Annotated in this window: 16 protein-coding genes; 5 read left to right on the top strand and 11 right to left on the bottom strand. The window is 64.8% G+C overall.

Annotation, left to right across the window (positions count from 1 at the left end):
- From ACNSTU_RS15720 to ACNSTU_RS15690, 7 genes are all read right to left on the bottom strand, one after another.
- On the bottom strand, positions 1-187 hold a 187-nt coding region (locus ACNSTU_RS15720), incomplete at its 3' end, for a hypothetical protein (protein ID WP_418212621.1).
- Positions 188-233: 46 nt separating this feature from the next.
- Positions 234-1,112: an ABC transporter permease gene (locus ACNSTU_RS15715; RefSeq protein WP_418212620.1), complete on the bottom strand. Its 879-nt coding sequence runs from the start codon at positions 1,110-1,112 to the stop codon at positions 234-236.
- Complete coding sequence (locus ACNSTU_RS15710; protein WP_418212619.1) at positions 1,109-2,068, bottom strand: ABC transporter permease; 960 nt, start codon at positions 2,066-2,068, stop codon at positions 1,109-1,111. The genes ACNSTU_RS15715 and ACNSTU_RS15710 overlap by 4 nt, the downstream gene beginning before the upstream one ends.
- 66 nt (positions 2,069-2,134) lie before the next feature.
- On the bottom strand, positions 2,135-3,721 hold the full coding sequence (locus tag ACNSTU_RS15705) for an ABC transporter substrate-binding protein (protein ID WP_418212618.1): 1,587 nt from the start codon (positions 3,719-3,721) through the stop codon (positions 2,135-2,137).
- Positions 3,722-3,771: 50 nt separating this feature from the next.
- Complete coding sequence (locus ACNSTU_RS15700; RefSeq protein WP_418212617.1) at positions 3,772-4,791, bottom strand: ABC transporter ATP-binding protein; 1,020 nt, start codon at positions 4,789-4,791, stop codon at positions 3,772-3,774.
- On the bottom strand, positions 4,788-5,858 hold the full coding sequence (locus ACNSTU_RS15695; RefSeq protein ID WP_418212616.1) for an ABC transporter ATP-binding protein: 1,071 nt from the start codon (positions 5,856-5,858) through the stop codon (positions 4,788-4,790). The genes ACNSTU_RS15700 and ACNSTU_RS15695 overlap by 4 nt, the downstream gene beginning before the upstream one ends.
- Before the next feature lie 71 nt (positions 5,859-5,929).
- Complete coding sequence (locus tag ACNSTU_RS15690; RefSeq protein ID WP_418212615.1) at positions 5,930-6,574, bottom strand: TetR/AcrR family transcriptional regulator; 645 nt, start codon at positions 6,572-6,574, stop codon at positions 5,930-5,932.
- A 196-nt stretch (positions 6,575-6,770) separates the two neighbouring features.
- On the opposite strand from ACNSTU_RS15690, the gene ACNSTU_RS15685 reads away from it, so the two are divergent.
- The 5 genes from ACNSTU_RS15685 (at position 6,771) to ACNSTU_RS15665 (ending at position 15,416) form a co-directional block, all read left to right on the top strand.
- A complete protein-coding gene (locus ACNSTU_RS15685) occupies positions 6,771-10,073 on the top strand; it encodes a carboxyl transferase domain-containing protein (protein ID WP_418212614.1) in 3,303 nt (1,100 codons plus the stop codon).
- 24 nt (positions 10,074-10,097) lie between these two features.
- Positions 10,098-11,816, top strand: a complete 1,719-nt coding sequence (locus ACNSTU_RS15680; protein ID WP_418212613.1) for an AMP-binding protein — start codon at positions 10,098-10,100, stop codon at positions 11,814-11,816.
- Positions 11,817-11,877: 61 nt separating this feature from the next.
- Positions 11,878-13,590 (top strand): class I adenylate-forming enzyme family protein, encoded by a 1,713-nt coding sequence (locus ACNSTU_RS15675; protein WP_418212612.1) that lies wholly within the window; start codon positions 11,878-11,880, stop codon positions 13,588-13,590.
- Positions 13,591-13,610: 20 nt separating this feature from the next.
- Positions 13,611-15,161, top strand: a complete 1,551-nt coding sequence (locus ACNSTU_RS15670; protein ID WP_418212611.1) for an acyl-CoA carboxylase subunit beta — start codon at positions 13,611-13,613, stop codon at positions 15,159-15,161.
- A gap of 30 nt (positions 15,162-15,191) precedes the next feature.
- Positions 15,192-15,416: an acetyl-CoA carboxylase biotin carboxyl carrier protein subunit gene (locus tag ACNSTU_RS15665; protein WP_418212610.1), complete on the top strand. Its 225-nt coding sequence runs from the start codon at positions 15,192-15,194 to the stop codon at positions 15,414-15,416.
- A gap of 84 nt (positions 15,417-15,500) precedes the next feature.
- Here the strand turns inward: ACNSTU_RS15665 and ACNSTU_RS15660 are convergent, their stop codons facing one another.
- The 4 genes from ACNSTU_RS15660 to ACNSTU_RS15645 all read right to left on the bottom strand — a co-directional run bounded on the left by ACNSTU_RS15660 (position 15,501) and on the right by ACNSTU_RS15645 (position 20,458).
- The gene (locus ACNSTU_RS15660) at positions 15,501-16,454 is read right to left on the bottom strand and encodes a hypothetical protein (RefSeq protein WP_418212609.1); all 954 of its coding nucleotides are present in this window, start codon (positions 16,452-16,454) and stop codon (positions 15,501-15,503) included.
- Positions 16,455-16,550: 96 nt separating this feature from the next.
- Positions 16,551-17,168, bottom strand: a complete 618-nt coding sequence (locus ACNSTU_RS15655) for an outer membrane protein (protein ID WP_418212608.1) — start codon at positions 17,166-17,168, stop codon at positions 16,551-16,553.
- 68 nt (positions 17,169-17,236) lie between these two features.
- A complete protein-coding gene (locus ACNSTU_RS15650; protein ID WP_418212607.1) occupies positions 17,237-18,442 on the bottom strand; it encodes a hypothetical protein in 1,206 nt (401 codons plus the stop codon).
- Between the two features lie 699 nt (positions 18,443-19,141).
- Positions 19,142-20,458 carry a hypothetical protein gene (locus ACNSTU_RS15645; protein WP_418212606.1) on the bottom strand — a complete coding sequence of 439 codons (1,317 nt, stop codon included), beginning with the start codon at positions 20,456-20,458 and terminating at the stop codon, positions 19,142-19,144.
- Positions 20,459-20,562: the final 104 nt, after the last annotated feature.

Genomic DNA, 20,562 nt, shown 5'->3' with positions numbered 1-20,562 from the left:
CGAGTTCGTGCCAGGTCACCTCACGGCCGTAGAAGATGTAGGCGGGCCGGTCGGGGACCTCGCGGGCGTTGTCGAGCAGGTACTCGTGCATCGGCTTGGCGCCGGCCCGGTATTGTACCGTGCGCGGTATATTCGCCGGCCAGTGTGCCAGCCAGGGTTGAGATGCGGTCTGCGTGTCGTTGCTCATTGCTTCCTCCCCATCTGAATGGTGTCTCGCCCGCGCGGTGGGTCCGCTAGAGCCCTTTCATAGTTGGGTCCAGCGCCACCCGAAGCGACTCGCCAAGGGTGTTGAACGCCAGTGCCGTGATCATGATCATCAGGCCCGGCGCGAGCATCTGTTCCGGCGCGATCTCCATGAACATGTAGGCCCTGGCCAGCATCGCGCCCCAGCTGGGGTCGGGGGGCTGCACCCCGAGCCCCAGGAAGCTGAGGCTGGCCTCAGCGAGCAGGGCGACCGCGAGCAGCAGCGTGCACTGCACGATCACGGGCTGAATGGCGTTGGGCGTGACATGGCGCGCGAGCAGCCGCAGTGTGGAGGCACCGAAGCAGCGCGCCGCGTCCACGTACAGCTCCTGTCGCACCACAAGGGTGCGGGCGCGGACCAGTCGTGCCAGCTGCGGTGAGAACACCAGGCCCACGGCGATCATGCCGTTGGTGAGGCTGATGCCCATGGCACCGGTTACGGCCACTGCCAGCACGATCGCCGGAAACGATAGCAGGGTGTCGATCAGACGGCTGATGCCGATGTCGATCCAGCCACCCATGAACCCCGCAATCAGGCCCACCGGCACCCCAATCAACAAGGCGACGCCCACGGCGAGGAACGCCGCGTAGACGGACAGCGACGTACCGTGGATCAGCCTGCTCAGCACGTCGCGGCCCAGATCGTCGGTGCCGAGCCAGTTCTGCGCGCTAGGTTCGACCAGGATGCGTGTGACGTCCTGTTCCGTCGGCGAATAGGGTGCGATCCAGGGTGCGAACAGGGCGATCCCGATGATGGTCAGTAGCACTAGGAGGCTCAGCGAACCACGAATATCCCGGCGCATCCAGCGCAGCAGGCGGGTACGCAGCGGTTCCTCGTGGTGCTGCACTTCAAGGCTCGCGGTACTCATTGGTGATCGATCCTCGGGTCAAGAACGGTGTAGAGCATGTCGGTGACCAGGTTCACCAGGATGACGGTCACGACCATGGCAAGGACCGCGCCCTGGACTACGGGGAAATCCCCCTCCAGCACCGCGTCGACGATCGTGTTACCCAGGCCGGGTATGGCGAATACCGCCTCCACCACCACGGTGGCCGCCAGGGTCTTGTTGACGAGCAGGCTGACCACGGTCAACAGGTTGACGCTGACGTTCTTCAGCCCGTGCTTCCAGAGCACGTTTGCCGGGCTGAGCCCCTTGGCGTGCAGTGTGCGCACATGCTGTGACGAGTGGATCTCCACCAGCGAGCTGCGCAACTGGCGCGCCACCTCGGCTACGCCGTTGGCGCACAACGCGATGGCGGGCAGCGTGGCGAACCACAGTGCCACCCCGATGTTGGTGAAAGGCGAGACGAAACCGGTGGCTGGGAACCAGCCCCAGGTCAGCGCCAGCGTGGTGACGAGAATCATCCCGAGCCAGAAGTTGGGAATGGCCACGCCGATGGAGGCGGCGCCCATGACCGAACCATCGACCTTGGATCCCGGACGGCTAGCGGCAAGAATGCCCAGCGGCACACCGATCAGGACCGACAGCACGATGGCGTAGATGACGATCAACAACGTATTCGGGAAGACCCGTGCGACAGTCTGGGCCACGGGTTCCCCGGTGCGCAGGGAGTTGCCGAGATCTCCCTGGACCGCGCCCGCCAGCCACTGGCCATACTGCACCAGGAAAGGCTGGTCGAGGCCGTAGGCCTCACGGATCTGCTCGATGCGTTCGTCGCTGGCGTTCTCTCCTGCGAGCGTCACGGCGACATCGCCGGGAATCAGCTGCATTAGGGAATACACCAGGAATGTTGCCAGGATCATGATGGGGATCGCCTGCAGCAGGCGCCCCAACAACATCTGCTGTTTCGCGCGCGAAATCATGCCATTTCCACCGGGATTGACTGGTGACGACCGGGGCCGACCACGGCGTGGCCGGCCCCCGGCTGCTTACGCTTCCAGGTACACGTCTTCAAACTTTGGCTTGCCCAGAAGGTTGGGGCGCAGGCCCTGCACCTCCGTTGAATAGGCGATGATGTCCTGGCGGAATGCCAGTGGCACCACCATCGCGCTCTCCATCACCAGTCGCTGTACCTCTGAGAGCGCGACGGCGCGCTCATCCAGGTCATCGGTGCTACGCGAGCGTTGCAGTGCCTCGTTGAAGCCCTCCGGTGGAGCGACCCGCCCGGAATTGAAGTACGCATCCTCCAGGTACATGAGGGCGTAGCTCAGGCTTGGGTCGGGCCGGCCGGTCCAGGCGGAGAGCAGCAGATCGCCCGCTTTCTCGCTGCCGAAGAAGGCGGCGGAGACTTCGGCGATAGTTCCGGTGCGGAACCGCCCGCGGATGCCCGCTTTCTCGAACTGTTCCAGCAGCAGCTCCTGGCGCTGTACCGAGGCCTGATCGGTGTAGCCGCGCAGGTCCAGCTCGACGCCGTCCGGATAGCCGGCCTCCTTGAGTAGTTCCCGCGCGCGGTCCGGGTCGTACGGGTAGAGCTCTGCGACCTCCGGGTCAAAGGCCCAGTGATCCCGGGGCAGGTTCATGTAGGCGGGTTCGCCGGCCCCGGCCATGGTCGCGTGCACGAAGGCCTCCCGGTCCACGGCGTGGTTGATGGCCTGGCGGACCTTGGCGTTGGTGAGTGGATCGCGCGAGGCATTGATGTAGAGCTGATAGCAGTAGACTGAGGGGCCACTGATGCCCTCCGCGTTGCCGCCGCGCTCGAGCAGCTGTTGCTGCCGGCCATCCAGATGGTAGGCCACCTCGCTCTGCCCGGACATCACGGCGCGAAGCCGGGTGGAGCTGTCCGTCATCACACGGAAATCGATGCCGTCCAGGAGCGGGCGGTCGTCCTTCCAGTAATTCTCGTTGCGCTCCATGGCAACGCGGTCGCCGTCGTCCCAGGTGACGAACTTCATTGCCCCCGCGCCCACCGGGTAGCGGTCATGGCGATCGTCGAGTTCTTCCACGGCCTTGCGCGAGACCATCATGCCGGCGCGGTCGGAGAGGATCAGTGGCAGCGCGGTATCGGGTTCCTTGAGGTGCAACGTTACCTCCAGGTCGCCGGTGATTTCCACGGTCTCCACCGTGGCGAGATCGGATCGGATGTTGGAGCGGTCGTCGGTGCGCGCGCGCTCCAAGTTGAAACGGACCGCCTCCGCATCCATCGGCTCTCCATCATGGAATTCCACGCCCTCCTGCAGGTGAAGAACCAGCGTGCGCTCGTCCGGGAACTCCCAGGAGCGGGCCAGGCCCGGCTTGGGTTCAAGGGTCTCGTAATCCCATTCCACTAGTGTGTCGAACATGGGGAAGAGAAAGACATGGTCGGTGCCGGAACCGCCGGTGGCCGGGTCCAGGCTTGAGGGGTTGGCCGGGGCGGAGATCGTGAGAACGCCGCCGTTGTTGCGCGCCTGAGCAAGCAGGGAGCCGGGACCGGACAGGGTCGTGACCGCGGCCGCGCTGGACAGGACAGCGAGGAAGTTCCGCCGGGTGAGACGGATGCCATTGGCGAAACCGAGGGTGTTGTTGTCTTGATCGCTCACGGGATTCTCCTCCAGTTTTCCTTTCTATTGAGCACATGATCGGTCGTGTGTTAACTCCCGTCGGGTGGCCCATCGGGAGTGGCGAAGTGGCAGGCGACCCAGTGATCGGGTAGCAGCTCCTTCATTTCCGGTGTTTTTTCCCCGCACAACGTTTGTGCCGCAGGGCAGCGCGTTCGGAAGCGGCAGCCGGACGGTGGTGCAATCGGGCTAGGGATTTCGCCGCTAAGACGCACTCGCTCTCGGTCCTGCCGCAATTCGGAGGGCAGAGGCTGCGGTTCCGCAGACAGCAACGCGTGCGTGTAAGGATGGAGTGGTTTCTCGGTGACCGGTCCGGTCGGCCCCATTTCCACCATCCGGCCCAAATACATGACACTCACCCGGTGACTGATATGGGCGACTACGGAGATGTCGTGGGTAATGAACGCATAGGTCAGGCCGTACTCTTCCTGAAGCTCCGCGAACAAGTTCAGGATCGAACCACGCACGGAGACGTCCAGCGCCGCCACCACTTCGTCGCAGACAATGAACTGAGGTCGTACGGTCAGGGCGCGGGCAATGTTCACCCGTTGTTTCTGACCCCCGGAGAGTTCGTGTGGATACCGGCTGCCGATCACCGCCGGCAGCCCCGAGCGCTCCAGTGCCTCGTAGGCGATGCGCCGACGTTCATCAGTGGTGCCCTGACCAGCGATGGTCAATGGCTCCTGGAGGCTCTGAAGGATCGTCATGCGCGGGTTCAGCGCTGCATGGGGATCCTGGAAGATGATTTGGTAGTTCCGGCGGATGTCCCGGAACGCCTTGCGGGACATGGAGGCGACATCCTGCCCCTGGTATCGGATGGCCCCCGATGTAGGGTTGAGAAGCCCAACCAGAGCCCGGCCAACGGTGGACTTGCCCGATCCGGATTCACCGATGATGCCGAAGGTTTCGCCGGGCCGAATCCGGAAGCAGACGTCGTCCGCAGCCTTCACGGTGTCGCCACCCCGCATGCGGAAATGGATGGTGAGGTTGTCTGCCTCGACCGCCGGGAGTTGCCCGTGCTCGGTCTGCTCTTCTGCCGTTTTGTGCATCATGTCACTGCTCCCGGAAGATCCAGTTCTTCATGGCGCCAGCATCGGGCGAGGCGCCCGTGGCGGTCGACCGCTATGGGCTGATACGCCTCGCAGCCGTCGATGGCATAGGGACAGCGTGCGCGGAATCGGCAGCCCTCGGGCATCTCGTTCGGGGAAGGCACGCGGCCCGGTATCGTGGGAAGTCGCTCGCCGGGGCTGCTCAGGCGCGGCAGCGAGCGCAACAGGCCGGACGTGTAGGGGTGTGCCGGCTGGCGCAGGGCGTCGTCGACCTTACCGCTTTCCACCACCTCGCCGGCGTACATGGTGAGCATGCGGTGGCAAGTCTCTGCGACTACGCCGAGGTCGTGGGTAATGAACAGCAGCGCCGTGCCGGTGCGCTCGCTGATGTCGCAAAGCAGATCGATGATCTGCGCCTGCACCGTGACATCGAGGGCCGTTGTCGGCTCGTCGGCGACGATCAGTTTTGGCTCGCAGATCAGCGCCATGGCGATCATTACGCGCTGTCGCATGCCGCCCGAGAAGTGATGGGGATAATCATCGATGCGGCGCTGGGGCGTTGGGATGCCTACACTCTCCAGCGCCGACAATGCTCGCTCCCGTGCCTCCTTGCGCGGCGTGCCGTAGTGGGTTTGCAGCGTCTCCGTGAGTTGCTGACCCACCGTGAACACCGGGTCGAGCGCGCTCATCGGTTCCTGGAAGATCATGCTGAGCTCGCGCCCGCGGATGGCGCGCATCTGCCGTGGCGTGGCCGCCGCAAGGTCGCGTCCATTGAAAAGGATTCGACCCTGGATGCGAGCCGTGCGCTCCGGGAGCAGGCGTAGGAGCGATAACCCCGTGACCGTCTTGCCGCACCCGCTCTCGCCGACCATGCCGACCCGCTCGCCTGGGCGCACGGTAAAGGAGACATCACGTGTGACGTGGGTGTCGCCGTTGCGACCCCGGAATGAGATGGACAGGTTATCCACCGACAGAAGCGGGGCTTCCCGGTTTGCGGAGGACCGCTCCCCGTTCGGATCCGACGTCTCGTCCAGTGTCGTTGTGTCTGAAGCCTCCTGGCTGTGCCGCATCTTCTCCCCCATTGGTTTGGGTTCCGTTTCGGCGCGACCGCTCTTGCGGGGTCTTGATGAGCCGTATCGGGTCAGCCGGAACCGTAGGCCTTTTGTATGGTCCGGCGTACCGAGCCATAGTGCTCTTCGAGTTTCCGCCAGCCGGCGAATTGCGAGATCGGCGAGCCGAAATACCACACCGGCGTAATCAGAAGCACGATGTCGCGTGTCGAGGTGTCCGTGCGCAGCTCCCCGGCATCGATCGCCTGCTGTACGGCGTGGGCGACGTTGTCCTCGAACTCTCTGGACATCTTCCAGATGCCCTCGAGGACTTCGTTACCCAGCTGGTCGTTCTTGAACCGGGCGCGGCTGGAAAGACTCCAGGGGTGATGCTCTTTTCCCGTTGGGTTGAACTCCCTATGTCGTTCGCGCGCATCCTCCATCGTCAGGCGGATGCGCTCATCCAGCGTTAGTCCCGGCCGTTTCCAGATCTCGTCCAGTTTCAGGCTTACGATTCGGAATGTTTCCTCGAACACCTCGTTGATGAGCGCGCTCTTGCTCCCGAAGTGGTAGTGGAGGTTTGCGCGGGTGGTTCCTACACGTTCGGCTATGTCGCCATATGTCACGGCGTCGGTTCCATGAGCGATGAATAGCCGTCGTGCCTCGGCCTTGATGCGGTCCCGAGTTGACGCGCGATCGACTTTCTTTTCGCGTTGCGTTTCGGCTGTCACGGTCACCACGCCCCTCGGCATTCTAGTTCTGTCATCAGTCTTCGTCCTCGTTCGGTCGCGGCCTGTCTCCGGCATGGATGCGGTGATTGACTGGCGCGCAAGTCAGTCTCATGATGTTAAAACTGACTGACGTGCAAGTGAGTGTCAATACCTGATAGGAAACCGCGCAAACCAGAATCAGCCGATAGAGCCGGAGCCGACCATGACCATCAGCAGGATCCTTATCGCGAACCGCGGCGAAATCGCGGTGCGCATCGCCCAGGCAGCGGCCGATCTCAACATCGCCGCCGTGACGGTATTCGCCGAAGACGATGCCGAGGCACTGCATACACGGGTCGCGCACGAGACCTATGCCCTGGAGGGCAAGGGCGCCTCTGCCTACCTGGATATGGACGCACTCCTGCGCGTGGCCCGGGCCGCCGGCTGTGATGCAGTGCACCCGGGGTATGGCTTTCTCAGTGAGAACGCGGAGTTTGCCCGGCGCTGCATGGAGGAGGGGCTGCGCTTCATCGGGCCCACGCCGGAGCAGCTGGAGCGCCTAGGCGACAAAGTCGCGGCGCGGGAGCTGGCGCAGCGCTGCGGTGTGCCGGTCGTGGAAGGGACATCAGGGCGTACGAGTCTGGAGGAAGTCCAGGCGTTCCGTGATCGCCTGGGGGCGGCGGGGGCGGTCATGCTTAAGGCCATCGCGGGCGGCGGCGGGCGCGGCATGCGCATAGTGCGCAGTGGTGACGATCTGGCGGAAGCCTATCAGCGGTGTGGTGCCGAAGCGGCGGCCGCGTTCGGCGACGACGGTCTCTACGCCGAACAGCTCATGGAGCGTGCGCGCCATGTCGAGGTCCAGGTGCTCGGCGATGCCACCGGGGACGTGGTGCACTTGTGGGAGCGCGAATGCAGCCTCCAGCGCCGCAACCAGAAGCTGGTGGAAATCGCGCCCAGCCCCTCCCTGAGTGATGCGACTCGCAAGCGCCTGGCGGAGGCCGCCCTGGCCATGGCACGGGAGGTGGGCTACGGGGGGCTTGGCACGTTCGAGTTTCTGGTTGACGACAATACGGAAACGTTCGCCTTCATCGAAACTAATCCACGCTTGCAGGTAGAACACACCGTGACCGAGGCGGTCACGGGAGTGGATCTGGTGCAGGCGCAGGTGCAGTGCGCCGCTGGGGCGACGCTCGCGGATCTCGGGTTGTGGCAGGAACAGATTCCCGCGCCCTCCGGTTATGCCGTTCAGGCCCGCGTCAACATGGAAACCATGGACGCCAAAGGGAATGCGCGGCCTGCCGGTGGCACGCTGCGCGTCTTCGAAGCGCCCACCGGACCCGGAGTGCGCGTGGATACGTTCGGCTACAGCGGTTATACCACCAGTCCGCGCTACGACTCCCTGCTGGCGAAGGTCATCGTCCACAGTCGAACGCCCCGCTTCGTCGACGCCGCCGACAAGGCGTACCGTGCCTTGTGCGCATTCCGCGTCGATGGCGTGGCCACGAATATCCCGTTCCTGCAGAACCTGCTGTCGGATGCCCGGGTCCGCGAGAACGCGGTGTATACGCGGTTTGTCGACGAGCAGATGGCGCAGCTGGCCGTATCACCGGAGGGCGCGCACCCGCAGCTCTATGTCGCGGGCGAGACCGCGGCCAGTGCTCCGGCATCGACTGCTGCCGACGCCTCCGGGCCGGAAGGGACCACGCCGGCCGCGGCCCCCATGCAGGGTCTTCTGGTGGAGTGCAGTACGGCGGAGGGGGAAACCGTCCGCGCCGGACAGGAGGTCGCCGTGGTCGAGGCCATGAAGATGCAGCACGTGGTCACCGCACCGGTCTCCGGTCAAGTCCGGAAAGTGGTCGTGGCCGCCGGCGATGCGGTCGAAGAGGCGCAGCCGCTGCTCTTTATCGAGCCGGTGGAACTGGAAGAGGACGATGAGCAGGAGCGCGGCGAGGTCGACCCGGACTTCATTCGCCCGGACCTCGCCGAGACGCTGGAGCGGCATCGTTTGCTGACCGATGCGGCCCGGCCCGAGGCGGTGGCCAAACGCCATCGGCAGGGGAATCGCACGGCCCGGGAGAACGTCGAGGATCTGTGTGACCCGGGATCGTTCATCGAGTACGGGGGGCTGACGTTCGCCGCCCAGCGCAAGCGGCGCAGCGTCGACGATCTCATGCACAACACCCCGGCCGACGGGCTGGTCACGGGCCTGGGGTCCGTGAACGGCGAGCTCTTCGACGACGACCGCGCCCAGTGTGCGGTGCTCGCCTACGATTACACCGTGCTCGCCGGCACCCAGGGCACCATGAACCACAAGAAGACCGATCGCATCCTCACCGTCGCCGAGGAGCAGCAGCTGCCGGTGATCTTCTTCACTGAGGGTGGCGGTGGTCGGCCCGGCGATACCGACAATGCCGTCAAGGTTGCCGGGCTGGATACGCCGAGTTTTGTCCAGTACGCACGCCTGAGCGGTCTGGCTCCGCGGATCGGCGTGGTCAACGGTCGCTGTTTCGCCGGCAACGCCGTGTTCGCCGGCTCCAGCGACCTGATCATCGCCACGCGCAATTCCAGTCTGGGCATGGCCGGCCCCGCCATGATCGAGGGTGGCGGCCTCGGCGTGTTCGCGCCGGAAGAAGTCGGGCCCATGAGCGACCAGGTGCCCAACGGCGTGGTCGACTGCCTAGTGGACGATGAAGCCGAGGCGACGGGCACCGCGAAACGTCTGCTGGGGTACTTCCAGGGGGCGGTACCGCACTGGAGCGCTCCGGATCAACGCCTGCTGCGCAACAGCATTCCCGAGAACCGCTTGCGTTCCTACGACGTGCGCTCGCTGATCGCCACCCTGGCGGATGACGATTCCGTGCTGGAACTGCGTGAGCAGTTCGCTCCCGGCATGATCACCGCGTTCATCCGCATCGAAGGCCGCCCTTTCGGCCTGATTGCCAACAACCCGCGGCACCTGGGTGGCGCCATCGACGGAGAGGGTGCGGACAAGGCCGCACGCTTCATGCAGCTTTGCGACGCCTTTGACGTCCCCATGGTAAGCCTGTGTGACACGCCAGGGTTCATGGTCGGTCCGGAAGCCGAAAAGTCCGCCCTGGTTCGCCATACCAGCCGCATGTTCGTTACCGCCGCCAGTATGCAGGTGCCGATCTTCACCGTGGTACTGCGCAAGGGGTACGGGCTCGGCGCCCAGGGGATGGCGGCCGGTTCGTTCCATTCGCCGGTGTTCAACATTGCCTGGCCCACCGGTGAGTTCGGCGGCATGGGTCTTGAGGGCGCGGTGCGTCTCGCCTACCGCAAGGAGCTGGACGCCGAGGAGAGCGAGGAGGGGCGCAACGTTCTGTACGATCGGCTGGTCGCCGAGATGTACGAGCGCGGCAAGGCACTCAGCATGGCGGTATCACTGGAGATCGACGCCGTCATCGATCCGGCCGATACCCGAAGCTGGATCCTGCGTGGACTGAAGTCCGCCCGCAAGCCGGGGCCGCGCGACGGCAAGCGCCGGCCCATGATCGACACTTGGTGAATGCCGGCCATGCGCGGAGGAGCCATGCCCACACCGGAAGATCTGTTCGCGCAGATGACCGCCGAGGGCGACGTCGCGTTGCACCGACTGGATCACTGGGCTGCCACCACGCCCGACAAGGTCTGCATCCACTACGGCGAAACCGGACTGGATCTGTCTTTCCGCGACGTGCAGTCGCGCGCCGACGCATATGCTGCCGGCCTGGCTGCGCTCGGTGTGCGCCGTGGGGAGCCCGTCAGCGTACTGACGAACAACTCCCTGGCCGCTGCCATCGCCATGTTCGCCTGCTGGCGATGCGGCGCGTTGTACGCACCGGTGAACTTCAACCTGCGCGGGCGTCTGCTCAGCTACCAGATCAACGATACCGGCGCACGGGTGCTGATCACGGATCCGGGGTTCACCGAGGTGCTGGCAACCGTCGCCGCCGATGTCGCGCCGGAACATCTGGTGGTCATGCCGTCCGATTATGGCAGTGCCCAACCCGGCCCGGAAAGGATGGACGCCGGCCTGCGGGGCACAGCGGTGCATGCAGTCTCCGAACTCACCCGCGTGCCGGGTCCGGCGCCGGACGAGCCGCTCGGCCCGTTCGATCCCGCCACGGTGATTTACACCTCGGGAACCACCGGTCCGGCGAAGGGCGTCGTTTTGGGGCACCGCTGGATCAACCAGTATACGTTCGGCGGTCGTTCCCAGTGGAATGAAGACGACGTGGTCTACTGCGACCTGCCCATGTACCACGTGGGTGGTGCCTACGCGCTGCTCGTGCGAGGCGTGTGGAATGGCAACACCGTGGCGTTGTGGAACCGCTTCAGCGCCTCCGGTTTCTGGGATCGCATCGCCCGTAGCGGCGCCACCACCTGCATCCTGCTCGACGCCATGGTGTCCTGGCTCATGTCCGCGCCGGAGCGCTCGGACGACCGGGCCAACACCCTCAACAAGGTCCACATGCAGCCGCTGCCGGCGAACCACAACCAGGTGGCACGGCGGTTCGGCTTTGACTTCGTGACCTGCGGCTTCGGCCAGACGGAGTCCGGTTCCGGGTTCATGGCGATCGTCGACGAGTTCGGCACCGAGGCCGGCACACCCGCGGAGTACTACCGCGGGCTGGGCAGGCGCACGTACCTGGAGCGTGCCAGCAGCAATGGCCGGCTTGTCGTCGACGGCACACAGGCACTGCCCAAGGGGTTCATGGGGCACCCGTCAGCACTGCTCGACGCCGCCGTGGTCGATGACGACGACTACCCCGTGCCGCCCGGAACGGTCGGCCAGCTGGTGTTTCGTCCCCGCTTTCCCGGCCTGCTCATGCAGAGCTACCTGAACAAGCCGGAAGCGACCCTCAAGGCGTGTCGCAACCTGTGGTTTCACACCGGTGATGCCTGTCTGCAGGAGACGGATGGCACGTTCCGCTTCATCGATCGCATGGGTGGCTACTTTCGGGTGCACGGCGAGAACGTCTCCTCGTTCGAGGTGGAGAGTGTCATCAACGATCACCCCGGCATCCGCGCCACCGCCGCGGTGCCGGTGCCCGCCCGGGAGGGGGACGAAGACGAGATCGCCGTGTTCGTGGAGTGCCACGACGATGCCGGGGTCTCCGAGAGCGAGCTGACGGCGTACGCGCAGCGTGAGCTCCCGCGGTACATGCAGCCCGCGTACATACGGCTGGTCGAGGCCCTGCCGGTCACGCCAACCAACAAGGTGGAAAAGTACAAGCTCAAGGAGCAGTTGCTGGCGGAGCGACAGTGACAACTGACCGCTCTTGCAGGGAGCCGGCCAGGTCCACGAACCAACAAGAGGAGAGCCCGTCATGCAGATGCACGAAGCCCGTCGCCTGACGGCACAGTTCAACGAACAGGGGGAGTCGGTTCTCGATCAACTCGCGCACTGGGCAGCGACGCGGCCGGATGCGCCGTGTTTCCACTACGGCGATCAGGAGCGCACGCTGACCTATGCGGAGTTTGGCCGCCTGACCGACAGTGTCGCGGGATTCCTGGCTTCCCGGGACGTCGTGCCCGGAACTGCCGTGAGCGTGCTCTCGGCGAACCCGCTGGTCGCGGCGCTCGCCATGGTGGGTATCTGGAAAGCGGGAGCGGTGTTCGCCCCGGTGAACTTCAATTTCACCGGGCAGCTCCTGAGCTATCAGCTCAACGATACCGGCGCGCCGTTGCTGGTCGTGGATGCACCCCATGCGGCAGCGGTGTGCGAGATCTGGGACGCACTGGAGACGCGGCCGGAACTCGTGGTGAACGGCGCGCCAGAGCCCCAATCCCTCCCCGTCGGGGTCCATGTCTCGGCCTTCGAGGCGGATGCCTGCCAGGGCCATGCGCCCCCGGATGTGCGTGTGGAGCCACACCATCCCGCGAACATCGTGTATACATCCGGCACGACGGGCCCTGCCAAGGGAGTGCTGCTGCCGCACCGCTGGATGGCGCAGTACACCTTCATGGGGCGGCAGCTGCTGGATCGCGATGACGTCATTTACAACGATCTCCCGCTCTATCACGTAGGCGGCGCCATCTTCAATGTCGTGCGCGGGTTCTGGGTCGGGGCGCTGGTGGCCTGCTGGGATCGTTTCAGCCCGGGACAGTTCTGGCAGCGCATCGAGTCGGTGAACGCCACCACAGGGGTGCTGCTGGACGCCATGATCCCTTGGCTCATGAATGCACCCGCCGGGGACGACGACACCGCCAACAGTCTGTGTAAGGTGCACATGCAGCCGCTGCCGTTGAATCACCACGATGTCGCGCGACGCTTCGGAATCGGCGTGGTTACCTGTGGCTTCGGTCAGACTGAGTCCGGCAATCCCCTGGTTGCGGCCATCGACCAGCTGCCCGATGGGGGCGGCACGCCCGCCCGCTACTACCGCGGGCAGGATAAGGCCGTTGTGCTGTCGCATCTGCGCCATCTCGGGGTCCCCGTCGTGACACCCGAGGAGGCAGCGGAGAAGGGGTACATGGGCAAGCCGACCCCGTTTTTCGACGTCGCCGTGCTGGACGAGGCAGACGAATACTGCGCGCCCGGCGAGGTCGGGCAGCTCGCGGTACGCCCACGGGTGACGAACACCATCTTCGCCGAGTATATCGGCAAGCCGGAGGCCACCGTGCGCGCGCTGCGCAATGCCTGGTTCCATACCGGGGACGCCGCGCGGATGGGTGAGGACGGCAGTTTCATATTCGTGGATCGCATGGGCGATCGCATCCGGGTCCGCGGCGAGAACCTCTCGTCGTACCACGTAGAGGATCTGTTCAATCAGCACCCGGAAGTCCAGATCTCCGCGGCGCTGCCGGTCCCCGCGACCGAGGGCGATGAGGACGAGATTCTGATCTATCTGGTCCTGGCCGACGGCAGTCCTGCGGACGAGGCCGCCATGCGCGCCTGGGCCGAGGAGCAGTTGCCGAAGTTCATGCGGCCGCACCACATCCGCTTCACCGATGAACTACCCCGGACCGCCACCAACAAGACCGAGAAATACAAGCTCCGCGGGCGGTTTCTGCACGAGACCGACGCGGACCGCAGCTGACTATCAGGAGAAGACCGTATATGTCCTGGCAGGATGACCTCGATGAACTGGCGCGGCGCCAGGAGCTGGCCTACCGCATGGGCGGGCCCGAGAAGGTGGAGCGACAGCACCGCAACGGCAAGCAGACCGTCCGGGAGCGGATCGACGCGCTGCTCGACGCCGGATCGTTCCGGGAGATCGGCTCCATCGCCGGTGCCGCGAGTTACGACGACAACCACGCCATGACCGACTTCGTGCCGGCCAACCAGGTGGCGGGGCACGGCCGCCTGGACGGGCAGGCGGTGGCCGTGGTGGGCGACGATTTCACCGTGCGCGGTGGTGCCAGCGACGCAAGTGTCGCAGCCAAGCTCATGCATCCCGAGCGCATGGCCCATGCCATGCGCATGCCGCTGATCCGCCTGGTGGACGGCACCGGCGGCGGCGGCTCGGTCAAGAAACTCGAAGAGACCGGCTTTACGTATGTGCCGGCGGTGCCGGGATGGGAGCAGGTCGACCGGAATCTCTCGGAGATCCCGGTCATCGCCCTGGCGCTCGGATCGGTAGCGGGGCTTGGCGCGGCCCGTGTCGCGGCGAGCCACTATTCGGTGATGGTGCGCGAGACGGCGCAGCTGTTCGCCGCTGGACCGCCGCTGGTCGCCCACATTGGCCAGAACGTGGACAAGGAGGAACTCGGAGGCAGTGCCATTCACGCGCGCAACGGCACGGTGGATGATGAAGTGGGCTCCGAACAGGAAGCCCTGGACTGCAGCCGCCGTTTCCTCTCCTACCTGCCGCCGTCCATCGACGAACTGCCGCCACGTGTCGAGTGCAACGACCCCGTGGGGCGTGCGGACGACCGGCTGCTCTCCGCGGTGCCCCGGGAGGAGCGCCGGGTCTATGCCATACGGCCGATCATCCAGTCCGTGGTGGATCAGGACAGCTTCTTCGAGATCGGGCGTCTGTGGGGGCGCTCCGCCGTCACCGGGCTCGCCCGGCTCGATGGCTGGCCCGTGGCGGTGATCGCCAGCGATCCGTATATCTACGGCGGCTGCTGGACCCGCTCGGCGTGCGAGAAGATCACGCGCTTCGTGGATCTGGCCGATACCTTCCGTCTGCCGGTCGTTCACCTGGTGGACATCCCCGGTTTCCAGATCGGCGTCGAGGCCGAGCAGGCGGCGACCATCCGTGCCGGGGTCCGTGCCATGTCCGCCATCGGGCAGTGTTCCATACCCTGGTGCAGCATCATCCTGCGCAAGTGCTTCGGCGTTGCCGGAGCGGCGCACCGGCCGGAGGGACGGTTCTCCATGCGGTACGCGTGGCCGTCGGCGCAGTGGGGCTCGCTGCCCGTGGCCGGCGGTCTGGAAGCCGCCTACAAGGCGGATCTGGAGCAGGCGGAGGATCCGGAGGCCAGGCGCGCGGAGATCGCCGCGAGCCTGGACGCCGTGGCATCGCCGTTCCGTACTGCGGAAAAATTTGGTATCGAGGAAATCATCGACCCCCGAGAGACGCGCCGGCTGTTGTGCGAGTTCGCCACCCTGGCGGCACCGGCCCGAGCACGGCGCGACGCCCCCGTGAACCGCTACCGCCCCTGATTGCGCGGGCGTCCAACAAGGAGATAACGCATGAGCGAGATCCGTATTGAAACGCCGGTTACCGGCCGCGTCTGGGAGGTCGTGAAAGTCGTTGGCGATTCCGTCGAGCCCGCGGAGACCGTATTGCTGGTGGAATCCATGAAGATGGAGATCCCCGTGGAGGCGCCCGCGGCCGGCACCGTGCGCCGTGTCGACGTGGCCGTCGGGGAGGAGATCACCGAGGGGCAGGTGGTTGTCGTGATCGCTCCGGCGTAATGGCAACAACCGGACCGCGGCTTGCGCCGCTCCTCCGTCGCCGTGCCTTCCCGGAGGGGCCGCGCAAGCCGCGACCACCCGGTATCAATCCCCCAGAACCAACACATCCCCCTCACCCGGCCCATCACCCTCCACCAGCTCCACGATGGCGACGTCACCACCGGCGAACTCGACGATCTCCACCACGCCCTTGCGGCTGCCGGGGCGCCAGCCCACGGGGCGGTCGTTGGGGTTGCGGACGATGCTGGGAGCGCCGCGGACGTCCAGTTGCTGGCCGGCTTCCAGGCCGGAGTCGCGGCCGGCGTTGATGGCCCAGCCATCGCCTTCCTCGGCGAAGGCGCGGGCGTGCCAGGGCGCGGTGTCCAGGCGGTCCACGGTGGCGATCAGGGCCTGGTCGGCGAAGGTGCGCCAAGCCTGCTCTGGCACGCTGCCGTCCACTTCGGGCAGTTCGCTCACGCGCTCGCTGTGGGGGTACTCCAGCGCCACGTCGTAGCTGCTCCAGCGCACTTCACTGCCGTCGGTTTCCACGTACACGATGGTGCGCAGCCCGGGATAGACGGCCAGAGAGCCGGCGCAGGCGGGCAGGTCACCCGGGACGCAGCCGGCTTCTTCCATGGCGTCGCGGGTGGCGTCGTCGTCCAGCAGCACGATGGGGTGGTCCGGCGCTACCTCTCGGAAAGCCGCGGAGGCTGCGTCCCGTTCGCCGTCCAGCAGCAGGCCCACGCGCTGGCGCGGTGTATCCGTGGCCACCCGGTCGCGGTCGCCGTCCCGCTCGCTGCGTTCCTCCTCGAGCCGCTGAATGGCGGCCTCCAGCTCGGCGATGCGGTCTTCGTCCGCTTCGTCCATGGTGTCGGCGTCCCGGCCGAATAGTTCGCTGAAGAGGCTGGGGCGATCCGACCAGTCTTCATGCTGCAGGCCGAAGGCCTCGCGGTACTGACCCCGCTCCTCGTCGCTGAGGCCGCCATCGGAGGCGCAGCTCGCGAGCAGCAGCGAGGCCAGGGTCAGTGAACCGAACAGCGCGACGGGACGTTGCGTCATGGCAAGCTCCATGCTGGGTTGAACAACGGAAGCAGGCAGCATAGGAAACCCCGCCGCTGCTGGCAATGGCGGCGTGCTGCAGGGTGCCGGGCGGCGTCAGAAACGGAGAATGCCGCCGGCCTCGATCCAGCTCTCCCGGGCCTGGTAGTCCACGGCGTTGTCGTCGCCGCCGGCGCTCTCTTCGCCGTACCACACCTGGTTGTACTCGAAGCGGATACTGGACCGGCCCCAGAAGCGGAACTCCGCTCCGGCGCCGATGCGCAGGCCGTCCAGCCAGTCCTGATCACGGAAGCCGGGCAGGCTGAGGTCGTACTTGCGCTGCTGATAGCCGGCGCGGCCGTAGAGCAGCGTGTTCTGGTTCACCAGGCCGCCCATGACGCCGGACAGGCCCCAGCCTTCACGGGCGTCCATGTCCAGGCGGTTGTCGTCCAGCCGCAGCTGCCCGCTCAGGGCGCTGAAGCCGTAGCTTGCCTCGCCGCCCAGGTACAGCCCGCCGCTGCTCCAGCCGTAGCCGCTGTAGCCGGTGAGCAGGGCGCCGGAGGTGTTCAGGTCCAGCCCCAGGGCATCGCCGCTAAACCGGCCGTCGGTCTGCACCACGCTGCTGCCGTAACCGATACCGAGCCCGGCGTAGCCACCATCCCAGCCAAGAGCCGGGGCGGGACCCCAGGCGAGCAGCGCGGCGGCTGCGGCAATGGCCCCCAGATGGCGGTGCATGGCGGGACTCTCCAAAAAAAGGGCGCCCGAAGGCGCCCTTTCAGTATAGTCAAGCTGTCCGGTTCAAATTAGAACTGGACGTTGACGTTGACGCTGGTGGCGAAGACGTCGCGACCAAGATAGTCCTCGGCGTCTGCGTAGCCCGCTGTGCCGAACACGGTCGTGGACTCAGTCAGGGCGTAGTGAGCCTGAGCATCGAGGAACATCACGTCTTCGTCACGGGGACCCGCGTCGCCATCGTCATAATTGACGAGGCCCGCAGCGCCCTTAAAGGTCCAGTCCATCATCTCGTAGGTCGCTCGAGCCGCGATCAGCGTGCGGCTCATGCCGTCCTGTTCGGCAGTGCCGGGCGTACCCGGTGCGACGAGACCACTCAGGTTCAGACCAGCGATCGAGGTGGGGGACTGGTTGTGATCCGGGCTATTGTTGATCAGGCTCGAGAAGCTGTCATAGCCCCCGGCGACGAGGTTACCGTCGGCAGCGTGGAAGACCTGACCTTCGATCAGCAGTTCCGGCGTCAGCTGGAAACCGCTTTTCACATAGCCGCCAAAGGTGTCTTCGCTGTAAAGCGCGCGGCCGTCACCGAGGTAGTGCATGCCGACCTCATAGCTCAGATCGCCGGCCGCGCCTTGGACGTAAGGCGATACCAAGGTGGCGCCGCGGAGCCCGTAGTTGGCAGCATCTCCACCGGAGGAAGAGCTTTCGAACTGAGCGATCAGGAGGCCGTAGTTCACGTCTTCTGCAAGCGGGCCCAGGAACGCGCCAAAGTAAAGCATGCCGTCGTCGGCGCGGTCCGCCGTGGTGACAGACTGACGCACGTCTGTGGCCACAATTGCCGTATGACCGCCGCCCAGGGGGGTCACCAGGGAAATGCGGTCACGCCGGTCGTCCGTGGTGGTCAGGCCGCTGGGATTCCAGTTGGCCATCTGCCGGCCGATGTTCACCTGACCGATGGCCGTGGGCATTGAGACGTAGCCGTAATCGAGTTCCACGTTCCGGTGGTTGCGGCTGCTGAACGGGTTCTCGTCCCCGCCGGTTAGGATTGGATTACCATCTTCATCTGCGCCGATGCCCGTAGCATTATTGCCGCCGCTGCCGTCACCGCTCCAGCGGTCATTCATCAGGTTCAGCCGCGCATGGACTTCCACGCCGCCGTCGCTTTCGAATGAGCTCTGCAGGCGGATGCGCTGATCGACACCCGTATCGCGGCTGTCGCTGCTCTGCGTGTTGAAGTATCGCGCGTCATAGTCACCGCCGAACTCGACGTTGGCCATGGCCGCAGCCGGGGTGCCGACCAGGGCGGCGAGAGCCAGAGCTGAGGTTACCTTTTTCATGGATGCATTCCCCTTGAGATTTTTTAGTGTGGTACTGCCGTGGGTTCGTCGCCGGCTGATCCCGCCGCCGCCGGACCCCCCACAAGGTCCGGTTGGGTGTCTCCACCCGGAACCGCTCCGGACGATGTTGTATGAGTGCAACGGTTTTCGTCCGGTGGTGCTTTCATAATACACACTGATCTATTTACTACAATAGTTCGGCGTAATCAACAAACCTGAGAAATTACTTTAAGTGTGTGTTGTGAGTATACAACGGCAATCGCTGCTGCGCTGCAACGCAGCAACGGCTCGCGCCGGGAGCGCAAGGTCGGGGTGCAGGAGTTATTCAGCGGTACATGCGGCTTGAACGGAAATGGTGCGTCTCCCCGGTATTCTGCCCTGCGCCGTTGTTGTGGTTGTTCGCGCGCGGGCGTTTCTTATTAATGTCGCAGTATAGCGACGTCAGCCGCCGCGTCGAGTGTGGATTGTGGTGCGGTGCAGTATGGGGCGGGGTGTCGGGTGTTTTGGGTGGGTGGTTCGGTGGTCGTATGCGGGGTGTGGTGGACCTGAAGGTCCACCCTGCGGGTGCCCCTTCCGGCCCGGCGTTTCGTTATATCGGTTGGGTTGACGCTGGGAGGAGCGCTCCCAGCGTCATGTTCTTTAGTCGGGTTGACGGTAGACCGGAACGTTCACGAAATCATTGATCATGCCGCACGTGTCGGTATCGCCGAAGTCTCTCTCAACGCCGACGTTTTCGATCGCCAGAAGAGCATCCCCTCCCGTGCCTTGGGAGTAATCTTCGGCTACTGGCCCGAACAACAGTCCCGCAGAGGTGCTGTTGCCGCCGATGACTTCGATTTGCCCAACGTCGTAGCAGTACCGTTCGTTGAAGTTGTCGCGATCATCGGATTGCATCGCGTTCAAGGTGACTCCGTCGCCATCTTCAATGGCGAACTGGGATACGGTTGTGGCCTTGTAATACCCACCATCGCCGTCGAAGCGGCGGGAGTAGTACCTGCCGGCATCACCGTCGGAGCCGCTTGGCCGGTCCAGGACAATATTGAACCCGTCGCCGTCGCCGTCGATGCCGACACGCACGTCTCTGATCGCCCAGAAGGAGTTCGCATCCTGAACGCCTTCGTAGCTGATGAGGTCGGCGTTCATGGAGAACGTGTAGTCTTCGTCTGTTGGGTCGAAATCGTCATGATTCGCTGGGGAGAGCTGTGGGTTGTTGGTGTCATTGGAAAACTCAACGACATAGCCCCCCTCCATGATCAGTGTGTTCTCCCATTCCAGGATCATGCTGTGTCGCATAGTGTCGACGTCATCTTCCCGAATGTCCACGCTGATCCGGTAGGCTCCTGTTACGGGTTCCGGATTGACAAAATCCCCGGAGTTCTCATCCCACGTGGTCTCTACCGCGCAGTCCTGAAACACAATGTCGAGGTCGGCCTGATTGCCGGAGCCCGCGTCGTGGTTTTCACCAAGCTCTACGCAGTCAATCTCTGCATGGGCCCGATCCACAAGTGCGATCAGATCGAGAACATGTCCCGAGTTGCTCATCCGGTCGACCGGGTGTTGCAAATTGACCAGGCCAACCCCGGACTCATCATGGTTTCCGACCGGCGGGAGCCAATCTTCATCAGGATTCGACTCTGCCATCAGGATGTTAATGATGTACGCGAGCTGGGTATATGGTGACGATGTCAGATCTAGAGTCACCGCAGGATCCACAAGCGCCAGCGCGCCGCTGGCGTTATCGCCGTCGACCATGTCGAGGTGGGTGTCTGGAAAGCTGGAGCGGGCGGAGTCGAAATCGCCGCTGGTTTCCGGAACATCGGAATCAGAGCCGCCACTCCCGCCATTGGACGAGCTGCTTCCAGAGCTGCTGCCGCTGTCGAAGCAGGCCGTGAGCGAGCCAGCCAGCAGGATTGTCAGAAGCGCAGTGGCCCCCCGATAAGTAAAAGAACCGTTCATTTATTTGCTCCTTGCTATTGTGTAGCACATCTTTTTTCGGTGTCCCGCGCCAGCACCGTATCCGCCGTGATTTGGCGGGGTCCAGCGCCGGGAAGCGCGAATGA

This window comes from Aquisalimonas sp. APHAB1-3 (assembly GCF_048323695.1).
In the GTDB taxonomy this organism is placed as follows: domain Bacteria; phylum Pseudomonadota; class Gammaproteobacteria; order Nitrococcales; family Aquisalimonadaceae; genus Aquisalimonas.
This window is presented reverse-complemented; position numbering and strand designations above follow the sequence as displayed.